The following is a 19,168-nucleotide window of genomic DNA, read 5'->3' as shown; positions in this document are numbered from 1 at the left end:
TTTTTGCTTCACGCGCAAAGCCTGATAAACGGCGGGAACAGAACCAACTCCTTCGGAAATAAGCCGAAATTATCCAAAAATTAAAAAGCAATTTCCGGAAATTCCTTCTTATTTCTCGGAGTTAAACGGTTCTGTCCCGACCTCATACCTAATCATTTAAATTTCAATCTGTCCGATCACAGTTCCCGCAGTGGTGGTTCCTAGTTGATTAATAACTACTTGTTCCACTTTGTCGCTGTTTGTAAAGGCGACAATAATCGTTGTTTCTTTGCCAGCTTGTTCAATCACATCCAAATTCATTTTAGCTAGTTTCGTCCCAGCTTTCAATGATTGTCCTTCTTTAACAAAAGATTCAAAAGCAGGTGTTGCCATTTCAACTGTATCAATCCCCATATGGACAAGTACTTCGATGCCTTCTTCTGTTTGTAGCCCAATCGCATGTTTGCTTGGGAAAACACTTAGGACTTTCCCCGAAATTGGTGCCACCACCTCTCCTTCTAGAGGCTTAACTGCAAATCCATCCCCCATCATTTTTTGTGAAAAGACAGGATCATTGACTTGCGCCATTGGAATAACTTCCCCTGTCGCCACAGCCACGAAATCTTTTTTCTTGCCTAAGAAATTCGTTGTTGGCACTCCTGTTGTACTTTCTGCTATAACTGGTTCTGGAATGTCAACGCCGGAAGCTAGTAAATCTTCAATATCGGATTTTAAAACATCGGCTTTTGGTCCATAAACGGCTTGAACACCATTATCTTTCACAATCAAGCCCATTGCGCCTGCCCGTTTCCACGCCTCTTCCGAACCGACTTTTTCTCGATCCTTTACACTGACACGTAAGCGTGTCATACACGCATCAACTTCTTTGATATTTTGTTTACCACCAAGTAAGTAGACAATTTGCGCGATTTGCTGATCGACGACACCTGAACCAGCCGCGCCAGATGCGATTTCTTCGCCGTTATCATTGTCGTAGTTTCCATTTCTTCCAGGTGTTGCGTAATTAAATTTTTTAATTAAGAAATTGGCTAAGAAATAAGTGACAGCACCAAAAATGATGACCATTAAAACAAAATTGATTAAATCGCCACCTAAACCAGCTTTTATTGCTAGCGGTGTTCTTGTTAACAATTCAATATTTCCAAACGAATGCACACGCAATGGTAAAATATCAGCCATTGCAAAAGCAGCACCTTGGATCACGGCATAAATCACATAAAGCGGCACTGCAGCAAACATAAACATGAATTCTAGCGGCTCTGTCACACCAGTTAAGAAAACAGCTAAAGCAGCAGAAAAATACATTGATTTATATTTAGCTTTTTTATCTGCATCGACATTACGATACATCGCCAAAGCCATCCCCATTAAAATCCCTGAAGAACCAATCATTTGGCCTACTTTGAATCGAGCTGGTGTCCAATTTTCTAAGACAAACTGATACTTGCTCATATCACCAGCGCCTTTAAGATTCACTAAGTCTGTTGCCCAAGCCAACCATAAAGGATCTTGACCAAAGACTTGGGTTCCAGCTTGTGCGCCAGATAAAATTTCATACGTTCCACCTAATTGTGTATAGTTGATTGGAATCGTCAACATATGATGTAACCCAAAAGGTAATAACAAACGTTCCAACGTTCCATATAAGAATGGCGCTAAAATAGGTGCACTATCTTGAGATTGCGCAATCCATAACCCAAAATTATTAATTCCCGCTTGAATATTTGGCCAAATAAGTGCTAATGCAATTGAGACAATTGTTGACCATAAAATAACGACAAATGGGACAAACCGTTTACCATTAAAAAATGATAGCGCATCTGGTAATTTCCGATAATTGTAATACTTGTTGTAAGCCATCGCACCGACAAAACCAGCAATAATCCCTACAAAGACACCCATATTTAATGCCGGAGCTTCTAAGACACTTGTAAAGAATCCCTTCACCATAATCTTGGTGCCAAATAAGGTATGCGTGAAAGCTTGTTCATCTGCCAACATTTCATTTGTTACACCAAAAATGGCTCCAGTAATACGGTTGATTAAAACAAAAGAAATCCCCGCTGCAAATGCGCCACCTGCACGATCTTTGGCCCAACTGCCACCTATTGCTAACGCAAATAGTAAATGTAAGTTGCCAATAATTGCCCAACCGATACTCTCCAGAACTCCGCCTGTTGTTACTAACAAGCCTAAATTAGGATCGATTAAGGGAAGCGATTTCCCAATACTAATCATTAAACCCGCTGCGGGCATTACTGCCACAACGACCATTAAAGCTTTCCCGAATTTTTGCCAAAACTCAAAACTAAACATTTTTTTCATTCCTGCCACTCCTTACGCAATCGGTTTCGTTATGTTGCCATTATATACTCCTGTTTCCTTTTTGTAAATGCTTTAATTTCAAAAATATTGTGGAAAACAACTCCCTACTACTTAATCCTTTTTTATTTTGTCTTTTAATAAAGCAAATAAAGCTCCTTCTAACCTACCTTTGTTTCAGCTTTTATTCATAAGATTACACTTTTTAAGCATTGACTATTGACTAATGCAATCGGTTGCGTTTATGATAGACCTATCAATAAAATCACTGAGGGGGATTCTCATGAAACAAATCAAACGTTTATTCCAAATTGATCCTTGGAAAATCCGTACTACACACTTAGATAAAGAAAATTTACGTTTACAAGAATCATTAACGAGCATTGGCAATGGCTATATGGGGATGCGGGGAAATTTTGAAGAACACTATTCTGGCGACCACCATCAAGGAACCTATTTAGCCGGTGTTTGGTATCCAGACAAAACACGTGTTGGTTGGTGGAAAAATGGTTATCCTGAATATTTTGGTAAAGTGATTAACGCAATTAATTTCATCGCAATGGACTTACAAATTGATGGACAAACAATTGATTTAGCCACTACACCTTACGAAGATTTTTCTTTAGAATTAGACATGCAAAATGGGGTCCTTTCTCGGCAATTCACCATCCAAACACCGAAGAACAAAGTGCGCTTCTCTTTTGAACGTTTTTTAAGCTTAGAAAAAAAAGAAGCGGCTTACATCCACTTAACAATTGAAATGCTGGAAGGTACAGGCACAATCACTCTTCACTCAAAATTGGATGGCGATGTTCAAAATGAAGACAGCAATTATGAAGAACATTTTTGGGAAGAAAGAGCTATTGAAACACAAGAAACACTTGGCTTTGTTACAACTAAGACCATTCCTAACAACTTTGAAATAGAGCGTTTTACAGTGACTGCAGGCATGCGCCATTTCATCGATGGAGCCTCTGTTGTGCCTACATATACACAACAGCCCTTGGCTTTAACCGCAGAATTGACGGTGTCTTTAAACGAAGGCGAAACGACCGCTATCACAAAAGAAGTGCTTGTCGTTACCAGTCGTGATGTGCCAGAAACGCAACAAATCACACGAGTAAACGAATTATTTTCAGAAATGACCACCTTGTACCCTGAAGCAAAAGCTGGGCAAGCTGCCGCTTGGGCAAAACGTTGGCAATTAGCTGATGTTGTTATTGAAGGAGATGATGAAGCCCAACAAGGCATTCGTTTTAATCTTTTCCAACTTTTCTCAACCTACTATGGCGAAGACGATCGTTTAAATATCGGACCAAAAGGCTTTACGGGCGAAAAATATGGTGGTGCCACATATTGGGATACTGAAGCATATGCTGTCCCACTTTACTTGGCGTTGGCTAAGCCCGAAGTTACTAAAAATCTACTGAAATATCGCCACAATCAATTGCCTCAAGCCATTCATAATGCCCAACAACAAGGGTTAAAGGGTGCGCTTTACCCAATGGTTACTTTTACTGGTGTCGAATGTCATAATGAGTGGGAAATCACTTTTGAAGAGATTCACAGAAATGGTGCGATTGCTTATGCGATTTATAATTATGTCAACTATACAGGAGACGAAGATTATCTAAAAGATGCTGGTCTAGAAGTGCTTGTGGCAATCGCTCGTTTTTGGGCAGATCGGGTCCACTTCTCACAACGTCATAAACAATATATGATTCATGGCGTAACGGGGCCAAATGAATATGAAAATAATATCAACAATAACTGGTATACCAATACCATCGCTGCGTGGGTTCTACGTTACACCCGTGAGTCTTATTTAAAATTCAAAGAAGAAACAACGCTCAAAATTGCAGACGACGAATTAGCTAAATGGGCAGACATTGTAGAAAATATGTACTTCCCAGTGGATAACGAATTAGGCATTTTTGTACAACATGACACTTTCTTAGATAAAGATTTAATGCCTGTTTCTGATTTACCACTTAGTGAGCTGCCTTTAAATCAACATTGGTCATGGGATAAAATTTTGCGGTCTTGTTTCATTAAACAAGCCGATGTTCTTCAAGGAATTTATTTCTTCAATGACGCCTTTTCTTTAGAAGAAAAACGCCGGAACTTTAACTTTTACGAACCAATGACTGTCCATGAATCTTCTCTTTCACCAAGCATTCATGCTGTGTTAGCTGCTGAATTAGGCATGGAAGAAAAAGCAGTGGAAATGTATCAACGAACAGCGCGCCTTGACTTAGATAATTACAATAATGATACAGAAGATGGCTTACACATTACCTCAATGACTGGTAGTTGGCTAGCGATTGTTCAAGGTTTTGCCCAAATGAAAACGGACCATCAACAACTAAAATTTGCACCCTTTTTACCAGCGACATGGACAGCCTACTCATTCCACATTAATTATCGGAATCGTTTACTATTTGTTGAAGTTGCAGCAGACCAAGTGGCCTTCACTTTACTCGACGGCCCTGCAATTCCATTAACTGTTTACGATCAAAAATACACATTAAAAGATCGATTAGTTTTACCGATCAGAAAGGAAGAAGTTCATGTTTAAAGGCGTTTTGTTTGATTTAGATGGCGTTATTACTGATACAGCAGAATTTCATTACCACGCTTGGAAAAAATTAGGGAACGAAATTGGAATTTCCATTGACCGTGTTTTCAACGAACAATTGAAAGGTGTAAGCCGTGAAGATTCTCTGCAGTTACTGTTAAAATACGGAAAAAAAGAAGGCACGTTTTCTTCTGAAGAATTTGCCCAGTTAGCGCAACGGAAAAACGATTATTACTTGGAAATGATCCAAGCGATTACGCCTGAAGATGTCTACCCAGGAATTCTTTCTTTATTAACGGAATTACGTGAAGCCAATATTAAAATCGCCTTGGCTTCTGCAAGTAAAAATGGGCCTTTCCTTTTAGAAAAAATGCAATTGACGCCCCTTTTTGATGCCATTGCTAATCCAGCAGACGTCCAGGCAGGCAAACCCGCTCCAGATATTTTCATTTTAGCTGCGAAAGAAATTGATTTGACACCAGCAGAATGTCTTGGCATTGAAGATGCCAAAGCTGGGATTCAAGCGATTCTTGCTAGTGGAGCGCAACCTGTTGGCGTTGGCCGCAAAGAAGAGTTAGGCGAAGGGTTGCCCATCGTGCCAGAGACGAGCGCTTTAACGTTTGATTACTTAAAAAAAGTGTGGCTTGATCATGAAGGATAATCGTATCACCGTAACCGATATTCCAAACACAAACTTAAAGAAAATTACTTTGAAGAACGACTTTTTAGAAGTCGCTCTTCTCAATTATGGCGCGCGCCTCCATCAACTTTTGATGCCAAACAAAAATAATCATTGGGAAAATATCCTTTTATCGTATGATTCGTATCAAGATGTATTAAAGGATCAAAGCTTTTTTGGCGCCACTGTTGGACCAGTTGCTGGACGCATTCGTAATGGCCATTGGCAAAATGGAATATTAGAACAAAATAGCGACGGTCACCATATCCATGGTGGCTCAAAGGGGTGGTCTTTTCAATATTGGACAGTCGAGCCCTTTGAAAAAAAAGATATCATTGGCGTTGCTTTTCATTTAACCGACACCATTTCTGGCTATCCTGGACCAATTGAGGCCACCATCACCTACCAGCTAGAGGATAATCATTTACGAATGATCAGTACTGGACGGAGTAAACAGGAAACACTTTTTAATCCTACGAACCACGCCTACTTTAATTTATCTGGCGATGGAAAGTTAGACATTCTGTCGCATTTGCTATCTTTGAACTGTCAAGGTATGTTAGAATTAGACGATAATAAGCTGCCTACTGGACGGATTTTACCAGCTTCTGAACTATCCATACGTTTTAATGAACTGACACCTATCGAAACAATCCTCCAACGCTATCCAACTGGGTTAGATGATGTTTTCCCCTTAGTTGGCTCTGACTTAAGACAGCCACAATTATGCTTACAAGAACCTACTTCTGGAAGAAAAATGACGATAGCAACAACGAACCAAAGTATGGTATTATTTTCTACGACTGGTTTTGAGGCTCCATTTTCTATTAATGGACAAGCGATGCATTCAAACTATGGCTTAGCAATTGAACCACAAGAGTATCCAGACATTGTTCATCATCCTCAGTGGGGCTCTATTTTATTACCAGCTAATAAAAAGCAAACCTACCAAACGGTTTATCAATTTAACCTTCTATAATTACTAAGAAAGGCGTGGCAAAAATGGCAATTACAGTAAAAGATGTCGCTAAGAAAGCGGGGGTTGCAACTTCAACCGTTTCGCGTGTCATTAACGATCATCCTAGTATTTCTGAATCGACAAAAAAGAAAGTGCGAAAAGTCATGGATGACTTAGGCTATGTGCCAAATATGACGGCACGGAATTTGGGTAAACGAATTTCAAGTGCCATTGGCGTAATTTTACCTCCTTTAGATTCGAAAGAACGGTTAGGGAATCCATTTTATTTAGAAATTATGGAAGCCATCAACGAAGAAGCCCGTCTTTACGATATGACTACTGCTATTGCAACTGCCAAAAGTTTTGATGTACTATTAGAAAACGTTAAAAGAATGCATCTTCAAAAACAAGTGGACGGTTTTATTCTTGTGTATTCAGATAGTAAGGACCCCGTCATTGATTACTTATATGAAAACAACATTCCCTTTACTTTAATTGGTCAACCTTACCAACATGAAACGGAAATAGTTTACGTGGATAATGATAATCAATTATTAGGGAAACAAGCGACGGAATTTTTAATTGAAAACGGCCATAAAAATATTTTATTTGTGACCAATACAACGCATGAAAGTTTGTACTTTGAACGTTACTTTGGTTATCAAAAAGCAATGATGATGCAAGGATTAACTGTTTTACCAAGCGTTGCGTTAGAAAAACCTGAAGATTACATGGCTTTTGATGACATTCTTCATCAAAATAATGCCACGGCGTTGGTGGTGATTGATGATATCTTTGCTTTGCGGACGATGCAACTTGCGCAAATCTATGGTTATCAAGTTCCTGAAACGTTATCCATTATTAGTTTTAACAACTCAATCTTTTCAACATTGACACATCCTTATCTAACAAGCATTGACATCGACACGTCAGAATTAGGTCGAATGGCGATGAAAAAATTATATGAATTAATCCATGAAGAATTGACGAATGGTGTCCGTCTCGTTATTCCTCACAAATTAATTAAGCGTGAAACAGTTATTCCTATTCATTAAAAAAGAAGCGTAAGCAGTTTAACACTGCTTACGCTTCTTTCTATGTGTACGCTCTTATTCGTATGTATTACTTTTATAAAATAACTTTTTGCGAAATTTTTTTCCAAAACGTTTCTTCTTTTGCATCAAATTGAGCTGGTTCCCCGTCAGACAATTTTTCATTTAATAATGATAATTTTTCTTGATGTTTTGCATACTCATCTTTTTTTATTAGCTCTAAACGATACGCACGATCCAAGATCGACTCTCGATAGTTAACATTCATTTTCGTTGCCTTCGCCATTTCTTACATTCCTTCCCAAAATAAATTTTCATTTTTTCGTTAAATTCTTCTATAATTATAACAAAAATATCAGAAAAATAAATATGAAACAAACGATAATTGCGAAAATTTTGTTTTTTCATGCAATTATCGTTCGATTATTTAAGAAATTAAAATTATTAACCAATAATTAATCAATCAGCAAACGCATTAAATGAACATCTAAAAATTCACCTTGGTCTGTTTTGGCGCCCCGAGGCATAATTGCCTCTGTTTCAAAACCTAATTTTTTATAGACATGAATCGCTCGTTGATTACGATCCTGTACCGTTAATTCCAAGCGACGAATAACATGACTTTCATGCGCCCAGCGAATAAGTTCTTCCATCAGGATACTGCCCAGTCCATAGCCCCAGTACTGTTTTAAAATACTAATGCCAATTTCACCAATATGCTCCATCCGCTTTTTAGAAGAAGCAGACACAGATGCGGTCCCAATGATCGCTTCTCCCGCTAATGCCACCAATAAAACATTATTTGGCGATTCATAGAGTGTTGCTAGATTTTCAGCCAATTCTGCTGTCGACATAGCCATTCCTCGCTCATCCATTACCAAATAGGGCGTTTCACTCCCAATTTTTGACATCACAGATAGTAATTGATCCGCATCAGTAGGCACTGCTTCTCGAATAGAAAATGTTTGTTCAGTCATATTCGCGAGCCTCCCACGCTTGTAAAATCTCTGCTATTCTTTCTTCTGCCAATGGACCAGTTCCGCGGAATTCAAGAACTCTCTTGTCCACTTCTTGAGAATCTTTATTTAAAATAATTTCTAAATAATCTTCTGGCAATTCTTCTTCAATCAAGCTGCCCCATTCTACAACGGATAGCCCATCTCCTTCAAAATACTCATCTAACCCTAATTCATCCGCACCCTCTTCAACACGATAGACATCCATATGGTATAACGGAAGTCGTCCTTGTGGATATTCTCGGATAATCGTATAGGTGGGACTTTTAATCATTTGGAAAATGCCTAATCCTAAAGCAATCCCTTTCGTCATTGTCGTCTTACCGGCCCCTAAATCACCAGTCAGGACAATTACATCACCAGCTTGTGCCTTTTGTCCAATGATTTTAGCAATTGCTTCTGTTTCCAATGGATTGTTCAGGACAATGTTCATTTTTTTGCCTCCCATCTGCAAGAATCTATGTATGAAAGTATACCGAAAATTCAATAAGTTGACTAGTGGCAGCTTCAAAAAAATAAAGTTGAGGCCCAAGTGTCCTGGGAACCTCAACTTCTACTTTGCTTATTTATCATGCTTCGACATAGTTAATTAGTCGTTCATTAATGTTTGAGCAGCTGTAATGATTGATAATTTATAAACATCTTCTTCGTTTGCACCACGTGATAAATCAGAAACTGGTTTGTTCAATCCTTGTAAGATTGGGCCAATTGCTTCAAAGTTACCTAAACGTTGAGCAATTTTGTAGCCAATATTTCCTGATTGTAAATCTGGGAATACAAAGACTGTTGCTTCTCCAGCAACTTTTGAGTTAGGCGCTTTTAATTGTGCGACAGAAGATACATAAGAAGCATCAAATTGTAATTCACCATCAATCGCATATTCAGGTGCTAATTCTTGCGCAATTTTTGTAGCTTCAGCAACTTTTGTTACTTCTGGTGCTTTTGCAGAACCTTTTGTTGAAAAACTTAACAATGAAACTTTTGGTTCAATGTCAAATAATTCAGCTGTTTTGGCACTATCAACAGCAATTTCAGCTAATTCTTGTGCAGTTGGGTTCACGTTAATCGCGCAGTCTGAGAATAAATATCTTTCTTGGTCACGACCACGAATCATTAAGAAAGCACCACTTGTACGGCTCACGCCTGGTTTTGTTTTAATGATTTGTAACGCAGGGCGAACTGTATCACCTGTTGAGTGGATAGCACCACTAACCATACCATCAGCAATACCCATGTAAGTTAACATAGTACCGAAATAGTTGACATCTTTTAAGATTTTTTCAGCATCTTCTTTAGTAGCTTTTCCATTACGGCGTTCAACAAATGCTTCGACCATTTCATCCCATTTTTCATAATCATTTGGGTTGATAATAATAAAGTTTGATGTGTTGATTCCACGAGCCATAGCAGCATTTGCGATATCTGTTGGATCACCAATTAAGATTGGTTCTACTAATTCATCAGATTTTAAGCGGGCAGCAGCACCTAAGATTCTAGGATCTGTTGCTTCAGGGAAAACAATTTTGATATTACGGCGTACGACTTTAAATTTTAAGCTATCGAATAATTCCACGATAAACCCTCCAGTTTTATATTTACAAAATCCATCATACACTATTCTCAATGAAAATAACAGTTTTTTCTAGCTGTATTAGTCAAAAAAACCAATAATCCGATAAACTTTTCACAAACTAACTCTTCTACACTATAACAGTTTGCACTGTTACATTACACTGTTTCAGGAAGTTGCCAATCAATCGGCGTTTCCCCTAAACGTTCTAGAGCGGCATTCGCTTGAGAAAACGGACGTGAGCCAAAAAAACCACGATGTGCTGACAATGGACTTGGATGTGGCGATTTGATAATCACATGCCGAGTCGTATCAATCATTTTAATTTTTTCTTGAGCTGGACGTCCCCATAAAATGAAAACAACGGGTTTTTCACGCTCATTCAACTTTTCGATAATGACATCTGTCAGTTGCTCCCACCCTTTACCTCGATGGGAATAGGCTTGACCTGCCCGAACGGTCAACACAGTATTTAATAACAACACGCCTTGTTTGGCCCAGCTTTCTAAAAAGCCATGGTTGACGGGTTGGTATCCTAAATCAGCTTGTAATTCTTTGTAAATATTCGCAAGAGATGGCGGCACTTTCACACCTGGCTGGACAGAGAAACTTAGTCCGTGTGCTTGATTGGGTCCATGATATGGATCTTGTCCCAAAATTACTACTTTTACTTCTTCAAAAGGGGTTAGTTCTAACGCTGAAAATAAATGATACATATCTGGATAAATCGTTTGTGTCTGATATTCTTTTTTCAAAAATTCCCGCAATTCTTGATAATACGGTTTTTCAAATTCAGCAGATAAAACGGTTTGCCAACTATTGTGAATAATTTCTTTCATAATGCTCACTCCTTCGCTCTCTAAGCATAACGAATTTCTCCAAACCTGACAAGAAATTTCTGGGTACTTTCTCTTGGAAAAACGTGGTAAACTATAGGTAAGCTTTAAATAGATAATGAGGTGTAGAGAATCGATGATTAAATTAATTGCTTCAGATATGGATGGAACACTTTTAGATGCAAAAATGAGCATCACAAATGATAACACTTCAGCAATTCGCGAAGCGGAACGTTTAGGAATCGAATTTATGGTTGCTACTGGCCGCGCATATACCGAAGCGAAACCCGCGTTAGAAGAAGCTGGAATTGACTGTGCCATGATTACTTTAAACGGCGCCCAAGTGTTCGACAAAGATGGACACTCACTTTTCACGGCTGGGATCGAAAAAGAAACAGTAACAGAAGTACTAACTATTTTGAGTCAACACAATGTTTACTATGAAATCTCTACAAATAAAGGTATTTTTTCTGAACATCAAGAAAAAAGAATTGAAAACTTTGCCGCTCATATTGCAGAATCCATGCCCCATTTAACTTATAAAGTGGCGATTGCCATGGCTTCAGCACACCTATCTTTATTGCATATTACCTATGTTGATCGTTTAGACGACATTTTAAAAGATGATTCGATTGAAGTCCTTAAAATTATTGGCTTCAGTATGGATGGGCCGAAAGTATTAGGCCCTGCTGGGATGGAAGTAGAAGAACTAGATGATTTGGTTGTTACCTCTTCTGCGCTTAATAATATTGAAATTAACCACCGCCTAGCACAAAAAGGGATTGCAGTTGCGCGCGTCGCTAAAGAACGTGGGATTCCCGCTGAACAAGTCATGACTATTGGTGATAATTTAAATGACGTCAGCATGATTCAATGGGCTGGGGTAAGTTTTGCAATGGGCAATGCCGAACTGGAATTAAAAGAATACGCTAAATATGAAACAGCCACTAATTTAGAAAATGGTGTTGGCGAAGCCATCCTGCGTGCAATAAGAGAAGATTTGTAATAAGCACTACCAGTTACAGCACTCATTTATATATAGAAAGGAGATCGTGTCGTGTCTGAATTTTTTATTCAAGAACAACAGTTAGGAAAAGTTACGCGAACCATCGTGAAAGACCAAGCAGGCCGTTCACTTTTTCTATTGGTGGGGCGCTGGGGCACACGAGGAGATGCGCTTTCTTTATATGCAATGAACGGAGAAATTCTAGCCAGTATTAAACAAGTTTCTTGGACTTTTGGTACACGATTTGAGTTATATCAGCGTTTTGAAAAAGTGGGTACTCTACGAAAACTGTTCAATTTGAATGCTGATTTCTATTATGTTCAAGGCCTTCACTGGGCAGTTGTTGGTGATATCAAAGCGCATCAATATTCAATTTATCAAGTCCATAAAAAAATTATGTCAATGGATAAAACCATGCTTTGTACAGGCGACTATTTTGTTTTAACTGTTGCCAATGATGAGGACGCACCGTTGTGCATCTGCATAGCAGCTGTCCTTGACTACTGGTTATATAATAAGAAAAAACAAAAAACTTCCGATGATTTTGGATTAGATTTTGATCCTTTAACGGATTAATGAAAAATAACGAAGCTAAAGTGATTGACTTTAGCTTCGTTATTTTTACACTTCTTTTTGCATATGATTGTACAAGTGACCACTAATAGTCATTGTTGTGACATCTTTAAAGCCTTTACTTGCGTATAACTTTCTCGCCCCTGGATTGTCAAAATCAACATTTAGACCCAAGGCTTGCTTCCCGCTAGCTTTGGCTACTTCAGGTAAAGCATCTAATAACTTAGAACCAATTCCCATTCCGCGGAAACGTTCATCCACAGAAATCGTGTCTAAATACCATTCATTAGGCAAGGTTTCTTCTTCAATAAATAGTCGAACATCTTCTGCTAAGCCATGTTTTTTAAAGACTTCTCTTAAAGGTTCATCAATAATCTTTTCATCTTCTGCAGGATAGCCGACAGCAATCCCTGCAACTTCACCTGCATGTTCATAAACTAAAATTCGTTGATAGCCATAGCGATAGGTTGGATACGCCGTTGCCTCTGCTAACAGGTCAATCATTTGTTCTTCTGAGACTTCTTCTAAAATTGGTAACTCCATATCTTTTAAAATAACTAAGACCAGCCGAGCAATCGCTTGACCGTCTTCTTTTGTTGCCGAGCGAATCATTGTAATTCTCCTTTACATTTAACTAAAAAAGAACTGGCTACTATCATTACTGACTTAGCCAATTCCTTTTATCTTGTCTTTAGTATAACAAATTTATTATTGAATTTCTACTGTAACCTGACGTCGTCCCCAAAGACGGCATTGGTCTACTGAATCAAAATGAACATCAATAATATTTCCTTGAATAGCGCCACCTGTATCTCCAGCAATAGCAAAGCCATAACCAGAGACTTTCACTAATGAACCTAGAGGAATTACACTTGGATCGACTGCAACTACATTGCTTTCTTTACTTAAGTCAATACCAGTAGCACTTAGATTACTTGCACCAGCTTCGCGCCAAGAATAAGCAGTTGATTCCATCTGAAGCACACGACCAGAGCCAGTTCCTGGTGTTGATGATTCGCCTGTCGATGATTCTGTCGTTGATGACGATTCGGATGAACTAGCTGAACTTGAAGATTCAGTGCTACTGCTTTCCGTACTTGTAGAAGAGCTTGATGCTTGACTGCTTGACTCTTCAGCAGCTTCGGCTTCTAGTTTAGCCGCCGCATCTGCTTGCGCTTGTTTGTCGGCAGCTGCTTGTTTCTTCGCTGCTTCTGCTTTGGCAGTTTCTGCCGCACGTTTTTTCTGTGCCTCAGCTGCTGCTTTTTCGCTGACTAAGCGTTGTTGCTCTTTCTGTTTGTCTGTCGAAATTTGAGCCAATAATTCTTCATTATTCGCCATTTTTTCTTTTAACTCAGAGACTTTATTATTCATTGAAGAAGCTTCAACTTGTAATTTCTCTTCATTTTGTTTTAAAGTTGTTTGCGTATTTTCAACTTTTTCTTGTAATGCAGCTAACTTTTCTTTTTCGCTAGTTAAGCTTTCAATCTTTTCCCGTTCAAAGTTTTGTAAAACGGTCATGGCATAGGCCCGATTAAAGAAATCTGATAAATTTTCTGCATCTAATAAGGCTTGCCAAGTACGTTGGTCACCATTTAATTGAATATCCTTCATACGATCGCCAACAGCTTCTTTACGACGAGAAATATTTTTTTCTGTTTTTTCTATTTCCTCTTTCGAAGTTTTCAACGTATCTTCCGCTTTTGAAATTTGCGTTTTTAAACGTTCGATTTCCGCATATTTAGCATTTACATCGTCTAAGGCTGAATTGATTTCTTTACTAATTAACTCCCCAGATTGTTTCGCTTGCGCTTCTTTTTCTTGCAACGAATCAAGTGATTCTGCTGCCGCAGCGACTGGAAGTCCAAAATTGATAAGCATCATTGTTGTTAAAAATGGTATCAACTTTTTAACCTTCACTAAATCCAACACCTTTCCTAACTTATCTAAAACACCTACTCATTATACTAGTCAGGAGGGCTTGTTTTATTTCAATCATGTTACAATTTGTTACAATTTAAATGCAACTCTTTTTTTATCCTGCGTTTATTCATTAGTCCATTTCTATCTCAATTCTTTAAGAATTTCTTAAGACGCCTTAAAAACTAGCTTTTGACGATTTTTCTTTTTTTCATCTCATTAGACCATTGATTGAAATATTTTGTAATATTTTTTGTTAATTATTGGCCCTTTTTCTTCAAATCTTCTAAGAGATGCCGAACTTCTTTGGAATTTTTAATGTTTTTTAAAGTTAGTTTTGGGTAATTGTTAATAAAACGACGTTGTTGGAAATTTAACCGATTTTGGAAATGCTCTTTTTTGGTTCGTTCTTTTAACTTCTGCCAATCAGCTGTAGCGATTTCCATTTTTGTGTTCAACCGTTGCTTAAATTCTTGTTGGTTCGTTTCCAACGTTTGGCCCATCTCGGTAATAAGTTTTTTGAAACCTTGCATGTTCAGCAACGTATAAATTAAGTCAAGCCCCATTACAATCACTATGCAAAGTGCTAAGTAGTTGCCAAAGATTGCTTGTAAAAAACTGACAACTTTGGCGATTTCTGGTTGAATAACTTTGACAATCAAGACACACCCCAATCCCCAAAAAAGAGAAACCGGTAAAGCCACGCGACCGTTTAAATTAAAAGGTACATCATGATAATCCCACCAAGAGGCATGGAACAATTTTTCCAAGCCATAACTAGTGACATATTCTAAAATCGTCACTAAAACAGCCGATCCGACATACAATACCAAGAGATTGTTCTCAAAGGGTTCCACAAAATAGAGAACGCTTAAGACCCCAAATCCATAAATAGGACAATAAGGCCCTACCAAAAATCCTCGATAAACAAATTTTTTGGCTTTTAATGAACAATACACCGTTTCCCATAACCAGCCGATAAAGGAATAAATAAAAAATAACAAAATAACCTGACTCATTTTTTCCACGTTTCTGTCACACTCCACTTCTTTGCGCTTTTCTTCTATTTTAACAGAAGTTGAGAAAATGTAGCGAACAACTTTCTTTCATTGAAAGATTAGGCTACAATGAGAGCAGCAAAGGGAGGAATCTTATGTTTGGTTTATTGAAATACGCAAAAAATTATCGAAAACAAATTATCCTCGGTCCAGTCTTCAAATTTTTAGAAGCTTGTTTCGAGTTAGTCTTGCCCTTATTCATGGCTCACTTAGTCGATGTCGGTATTCGTCAAAACGACCGACAGACTGTCATAGAAATGGCCCTCTGGATGCTTGTTATGTCGTTAGTTGGTTTATTTTTTGTCATGATTTGTCAATATTATGCTTCAGTCGCTTCGCAAGGTTTTGGGACGGAGCTAAGAAATCAATTAATGAAGAAAATTAATCAGCTTTCACACAAAGAATTGAATAGTTTTGGTACAGATACCCTCATCACCCGGACCACAAACGATATCAACCAGCTTCAATTGGCTTTAGCGATGTTTATTCGGTTGGTCATTCGGACACCTTTTTTAAGTATCGGTTCTGTGGTCATGGCTTTTTACATTGACGTGCAGATGGGCTTTCTTTTCCTATTACTTTTACCAATTTTTAGCCTTATTCTCTTTATTATCATTAAAATGACTGTGCCTTTATATCAAAAAGTCCAAGAATATTTGGATCGGTTAAACCGTCAAATTAGTCAAAATTTAAGCGGTGTCCGTGTGATCCGTGCGTTTGCTAGAAAGGAAACAGAGCAACGACATGTTGATAAAGCTTCAGATGATTTAGGCGATATTTACATTCGTGTATCGAATGTCTCTGCTTTATTAACGCCTTTAACCACTTTGATTATGAATGTTGGAATTTTATTTTTACTTTATTTTAGTGGCTTAAAAGTTTCTTTCGGTTCCCTGCAACAAGGGGAAGTTTTAGCATTGATCAATTATATGAATCAAATGATGCTCGCTTTAATTGTTGCTTCTAATCTCGTGGTAATTTTTACGCGAGCCGCCGCTTCCGCAAACCGTGTCAATGAGGTTTTAACTGTAGAAAGCCAGTTAACAGATACAACAGAATCAGCAAAAACATCGCCACAATTTGGTGATATTACCTTTGACCATGTAGATTTTCGCTATGAACCAGAGGCCGGTTTGGCTTTGGAAAATATCAATTTTACGATTCCTAAAGGCTCAATTCTCGGCATCACAGGACCTACCGGCAGCGGGAAAAGTACCTTAACCCAACTCATTCCCAGATTTTATGATGTGAGTGCAGGAAACCTTTTTATTAATGGTATAAATGTGCGCGATTGGCCGCTCTTTACTTTACGCCAACAAGTGGCAAGTGTCCCACAAACTGCCGTCTTATTTACAGGGACTATTCGAGAAAACTTACAATGGGGCAAACCAAATGCAACTGATGAAGACTGTTGGGAAGCATTAGCTATCGCCCAATGTAAAGAATTTGTTGAACAATTAGACCAAGGGTTAGACACGCCTGTTAACGAAGGCGGAAAAAACTTTTCTGGTGGACAAAGACAACGGTTGACCATTGCCCGTGCCTTGATTAGGAAACCGCATTTACTTATTTTAGATGATTCCTTGAGTGCCCTCGACTATCAAACAGATTTGAATCTGCGCCGTGCTTTACAAAAAGAACGAGCAGAGACAACCGTTATTTTAATTTCACAACGCGTGAGTTCGATTGCTACGGCGAATCAAATTTTAGTCCTAGATAGTGGAAAAGTCGCTGGCCTTGGCACCCACGAAGAATTACTTACTTCTTCTAAAGAGTATCAAGAAATCGTTGCATCACAGGAGGAGGATACCCATGCAAACTAAAAAAATTCATTTTGGTGCCTTCTCACGTTTTAAGCCGTATTTACTACGCTATCCAAAAGAAATTATCGGCGCCTTAATCCTAGGAATTCTCAGTGGTTTTTCGACTGTCCTCATGACTTATTATATAGGTAAATCCGTTGATACAATGGTTGGTAAAGGGCAAGTCAATGCTGCGCAACTCATCAAAATTTTAGGTTTATTAGCAGGGATTTTACTCGTAACCGTTCTAAGTCAATGGCTGATTCAACGTCTCGGTAATCGCGTGTCTTATTTATCGACCACACAGCTGAGAAAAGATGCCTTTGCCCATTTAAATCAATTACCGTTAAGTTATTATGACCAAACGTCACACGGAAATATCGTCAGTCGCTTTACCAACGATATTGACAATATTTCAATGGCTTGCTCGGCTGTCTTCAACCAATTATTTTCTGGCATGGCCACCGTCGTTGTTGCTTTGCTCTTTATGATTCGGCTAAGTCCCCTGCTCACATTAGTGGTTCTTATCAGTACGCCGATTATTTTTATTGTAAACTGGCTTGTTGCAAAAGCTTCACAAAAAAACTTTGCTGCACAACAAACGATTGTTGGTGAAATTTCCGGCTTCGTTTCAGAAATGGTTGGCAACCAAAAAATTGTTAAAGCCTTTCAACAAGAACAAGCTACGCAAGAAACATTTGAAGCATTGAATCAAACGTTGTATGAAAAAGGACAGAAGGCTCAGTTTTCTTCCTCCTTAACCAACCCACTTTCTCGATTTATCGACCATTTATCTTATTTATCGATTGGATTAGTCGGTGGCTTGTTAGTTTTAAGTGGCAATCCTTTAGTCACAGTTGGTGTTATTTCCAGTTTCACCATTTACTCTAGTCAATTTTCTAAACCTTTTATTGAACTCTCAGGAATCACCAACCAAATCCAAGCCGCCTTAGCTGGATTGGAACGTACCTTTGATATGATGGATCAACCAGTTGAACGTCCTGATGCCCCGAACGCAATTGTTTTGAAAGAAGCGCGAGGCCGTGTTGAATTTAAAGACGTTGATTTTTCTTACACGCCGACGCGACCTTTAATCGAAAACTTTAATTTAATTGCTGAACCAGGAGAAACAATTGCCATTGTTGGGCGAACTGGTGCGGGTAAATCAACATTAGTGAATTTGTTAATGCGCTTTTACGAGGTCGACCGTGGCCAAATTACGGTTGATACTCACGACATTACTCAAATTACTCGGGACAGCTTACGAAAAAGTTTTGGTATGGTTCTCCAAGATACTTGGCTATTCGATAGTTCCATTCGGGAAAATTTAACGTACGGAAATCCCGAAGCCTCTGACGAAGAAATTATAGAAGCCATGAAAAAAGCCCATATTTTTGATTTCGTCATGCGTTTACCTCAAGGACTAGATACCGAGATTGGTTCCCAAGGCGTTAAAATTTCTGAAGGACAACGACAATTAATGACTATTGCACGCACGATGATTAGTAATCCGCCGATGCTTATTTTAGATGAAGCGACCAGTTCAGTTGATACATTGACCGAGCAAAAAATTCAGGATGCTTTTTTACAAATGATGACTGGCCGGACCAGTTTTGTTATTGCCCATCGCTTAGCAACAATCAAAAGTGCTGAAAAAATTCTAGTTATGGATAATGGTCAAGTGGTTGAAATTGGCACCCATGACGAATTATTGCAAAAAGAACAGGGTTATTATCGTGACCTTTACGAAGCACAGTTTAATCAAAAAGCACAATAAAAAAGAGTCACTTTTCTGGGATGA

General features: G+C 38.5%; 17 protein-coding genes. 8 read left to right on the top strand and 9 right to left on the bottom strand.

All coding sequences use genetic code 11. The features are described from left to right. Nucleotides 1-156: 156 nt before the first annotated feature. Nucleotides 157-2,325 (bottom strand): PTS transporter subunit IIBC, encoded by a 2,169-nt coding sequence (locus IGL56_RS03570; RefSeq protein ID WP_002355846.1) that lies wholly within the window; start codon nucleotides 2,323-2,325, stop codon nucleotides 157-159. A gap of 280 nt (nucleotides 2,326-2,605) precedes the next feature. Here IGL56_RS03570 and IGL56_RS03565 point away from each other — a divergent pair, with 280 nt between their 5' ends. From IGL56_RS03565 to bopD, 4 genes are read left to right on the top strand one after another with little or no spacing between them, the layout of a single operon-like run. After that, nucleotides 2,606-4,900 (top strand): glycoside hydrolase family 65 protein, encoded by a 2,295-nt coding sequence (locus IGL56_RS03565; protein WP_010815942.1) that lies wholly within the window; start codon nucleotides 2,606-2,608, stop codon nucleotides 4,898-4,900. After that, nucleotides 4,893-5,561: a beta-phosphoglucomutase gene (gene pgmB, locus IGL56_RS03560; protein ID WP_002355844.1), complete on the top strand. Its 669-nt coding sequence runs from the start codon at nucleotides 4,893-4,895 to the stop codon at nucleotides 5,559-5,561. Before IGL56_RS03565 ends, pgmB begins: the two co-directional genes overlap by 8 nt. Continuing rightward, nucleotides 5,551-6,558 carry an aldose epimerase family protein gene (locus IGL56_RS03555; RefSeq protein WP_002364699.1) on the top strand — a complete coding sequence of 336 codons (1,008 nt, stop codon included), beginning with the start codon at nucleotides 5,551-5,553 and terminating at the stop codon, nucleotides 6,556-6,558. The genes pgmB and IGL56_RS03555 overlap by 11 nt, the downstream gene beginning before the upstream one ends. A gap of 23 nt (nucleotides 6,559-6,581) precedes the next feature. Beyond that, nucleotides 6,582-7,592, top strand: coding sequence for a LacI family transcriptional regulator BopD (gene bopD / locus IGL56_RS03550; RefSeq protein WP_002358859.1), 1,011 nt, complete (start codon nucleotides 6,582-6,584; stop codon nucleotides 7,590-7,592). Nucleotides 7,593-7,665: 73 nt separating this feature from the next. Here bopD and IGL56_RS03545 read toward each other — a convergent pair whose 3' ends face one another. From IGL56_RS03545 to IGL56_RS03525, 5 genes are all read right to left on the bottom strand, one after another. Beyond that, nucleotides 7,666-7,875 carry a hypothetical protein gene (locus IGL56_RS03545; RefSeq protein WP_002355840.1) on the bottom strand — a complete coding sequence of 70 codons (210 nt, stop codon included), beginning with the start codon at nucleotides 7,873-7,875 and terminating at the stop codon, nucleotides 7,666-7,668. A gap of 169 nt (nucleotides 7,876-8,044) precedes the next feature. Then, complete coding sequence (locus IGL56_RS03540; RefSeq protein WP_002355839.1) at nucleotides 8,045-8,566, bottom strand: GNAT family N-acetyltransferase; 522 nt, start codon at nucleotides 8,564-8,566, stop codon at nucleotides 8,045-8,047. Then, nucleotides 8,559-9,053, bottom strand: coding sequence for a tRNA (adenosine(37)-N6)-threonylcarbamoyltransferase complex ATPase subunit type 1 TsaE (tsaE, locus tag IGL56_RS03535; protein WP_002397934.1), 495 nt, complete (start codon nucleotides 9,051-9,053; stop codon nucleotides 8,559-8,561). The genes IGL56_RS03540 and tsaE overlap by 8 nt, the downstream gene beginning before the upstream one ends. A gap of 141 nt (nucleotides 9,054-9,194) precedes the next feature. Further along, entirely contained in the window at nucleotides 9,195-10,178 is a 984-nt protein-coding gene (gene pta / locus IGL56_RS03530; RefSeq protein WP_002355836.1) for a phosphate acetyltransferase, read from the bottom strand. 155 nt (nucleotides 10,179-10,333) lie between these two features. Then, complete coding sequence (locus IGL56_RS03525; RefSeq protein ID WP_002363309.1) at nucleotides 10,334-11,014, bottom strand: uracil-DNA glycosylase; 681 nt, start codon at nucleotides 11,012-11,014, stop codon at nucleotides 10,334-10,336. Nucleotides 11,015-11,147: 133 nt separating this feature from the next. Between IGL56_RS03525 and IGL56_RS03520 the strand changes: the two genes are divergently transcribed. Further along, entirely contained in the window at nucleotides 11,148-12,017 is an 870-nt protein-coding gene (locus tag IGL56_RS03520; protein WP_002386188.1) for a Cof-type HAD-IIB family hydrolase, read from the top strand. A gap of 51 nt (nucleotides 12,018-12,068) precedes the next feature. Further along, nucleotides 12,069-12,593, top strand: coding sequence for an LURP-one-related/scramblase family protein (locus IGL56_RS03515; protein WP_002355833.1), 525 nt, complete (start codon nucleotides 12,069-12,071; stop codon nucleotides 12,591-12,593). A 45-nt stretch (nucleotides 12,594-12,638) separates the two neighbouring features. Here the strand turns inward: IGL56_RS03515 and IGL56_RS03510 are convergent, their stop codons facing one another. The 3 genes from IGL56_RS03510 to IGL56_RS03500 form a co-directional block, all read right to left on the bottom strand. Beyond that, a complete protein-coding gene (locus IGL56_RS03510) occupies nucleotides 12,639-13,202 on the bottom strand; it encodes a GNAT family N-acetyltransferase (RefSeq protein ID WP_002355832.1) in 564 nt (187 codons plus the stop codon). Between the two features lie 96 nt (nucleotides 13,203-13,298). Next, nucleotides 13,299-14,519 (bottom strand): 3D domain-containing protein, encoded by a 1,221-nt coding sequence (locus IGL56_RS03505; RefSeq protein ID WP_002386187.1) that lies wholly within the window; start codon nucleotides 14,517-14,519, stop codon nucleotides 13,299-13,301. A 248-nt stretch (nucleotides 14,520-14,767) separates the two neighbouring features. Next, nucleotides 14,768-15,535 (bottom strand): putative ABC transporter permease, encoded by a 768-nt coding sequence (locus IGL56_RS03500; RefSeq protein ID WP_002391494.1) that lies wholly within the window; start codon nucleotides 15,533-15,535, stop codon nucleotides 14,768-14,770. Between the two features lie 125 nt (nucleotides 15,536-15,660). On the opposite strand from IGL56_RS03500, the gene IGL56_RS03495 reads away from it, so the two are divergent. Both IGL56_RS03495 and IGL56_RS03490 read left to right on the top strand, forming a co-directional pair. Beyond that, the gene (locus IGL56_RS03495; RefSeq protein WP_010815940.1) at nucleotides 15,661-17,388 is read left to right on the top strand and encodes an ABC transporter ATP-binding protein; all 1,728 of its coding nucleotides are present in this window, start codon (nucleotides 15,661-15,663) and stop codon (nucleotides 17,386-17,388) included. Beyond that, the gene (locus IGL56_RS03490; protein ID WP_002355825.1) at nucleotides 17,378-19,144 is read left to right on the top strand and encodes an ABC transporter ATP-binding protein; all 1,767 of its coding nucleotides are present in this window, start codon (nucleotides 17,378-17,380) and stop codon (nucleotides 19,142-19,144) included. The genes IGL56_RS03495 and IGL56_RS03490 overlap by 11 nt, the downstream gene beginning before the upstream one ends. The last annotated feature ends 24 nt before the right edge of the window (nucleotides 19,145-19,168 follow it).

Origin of the sequence: Enterococcus sp. DIV1316a (assembly GCF_050536915.1) — a bacterium.
Taxonomy (GTDB): Bacteria; Bacillota; Bacilli; order Lactobacillales; family Enterococcaceae; genus Enterococcus; species Enterococcus faecalis.
This window is presented reverse-complemented; position numbering and strand designations above follow the sequence as displayed.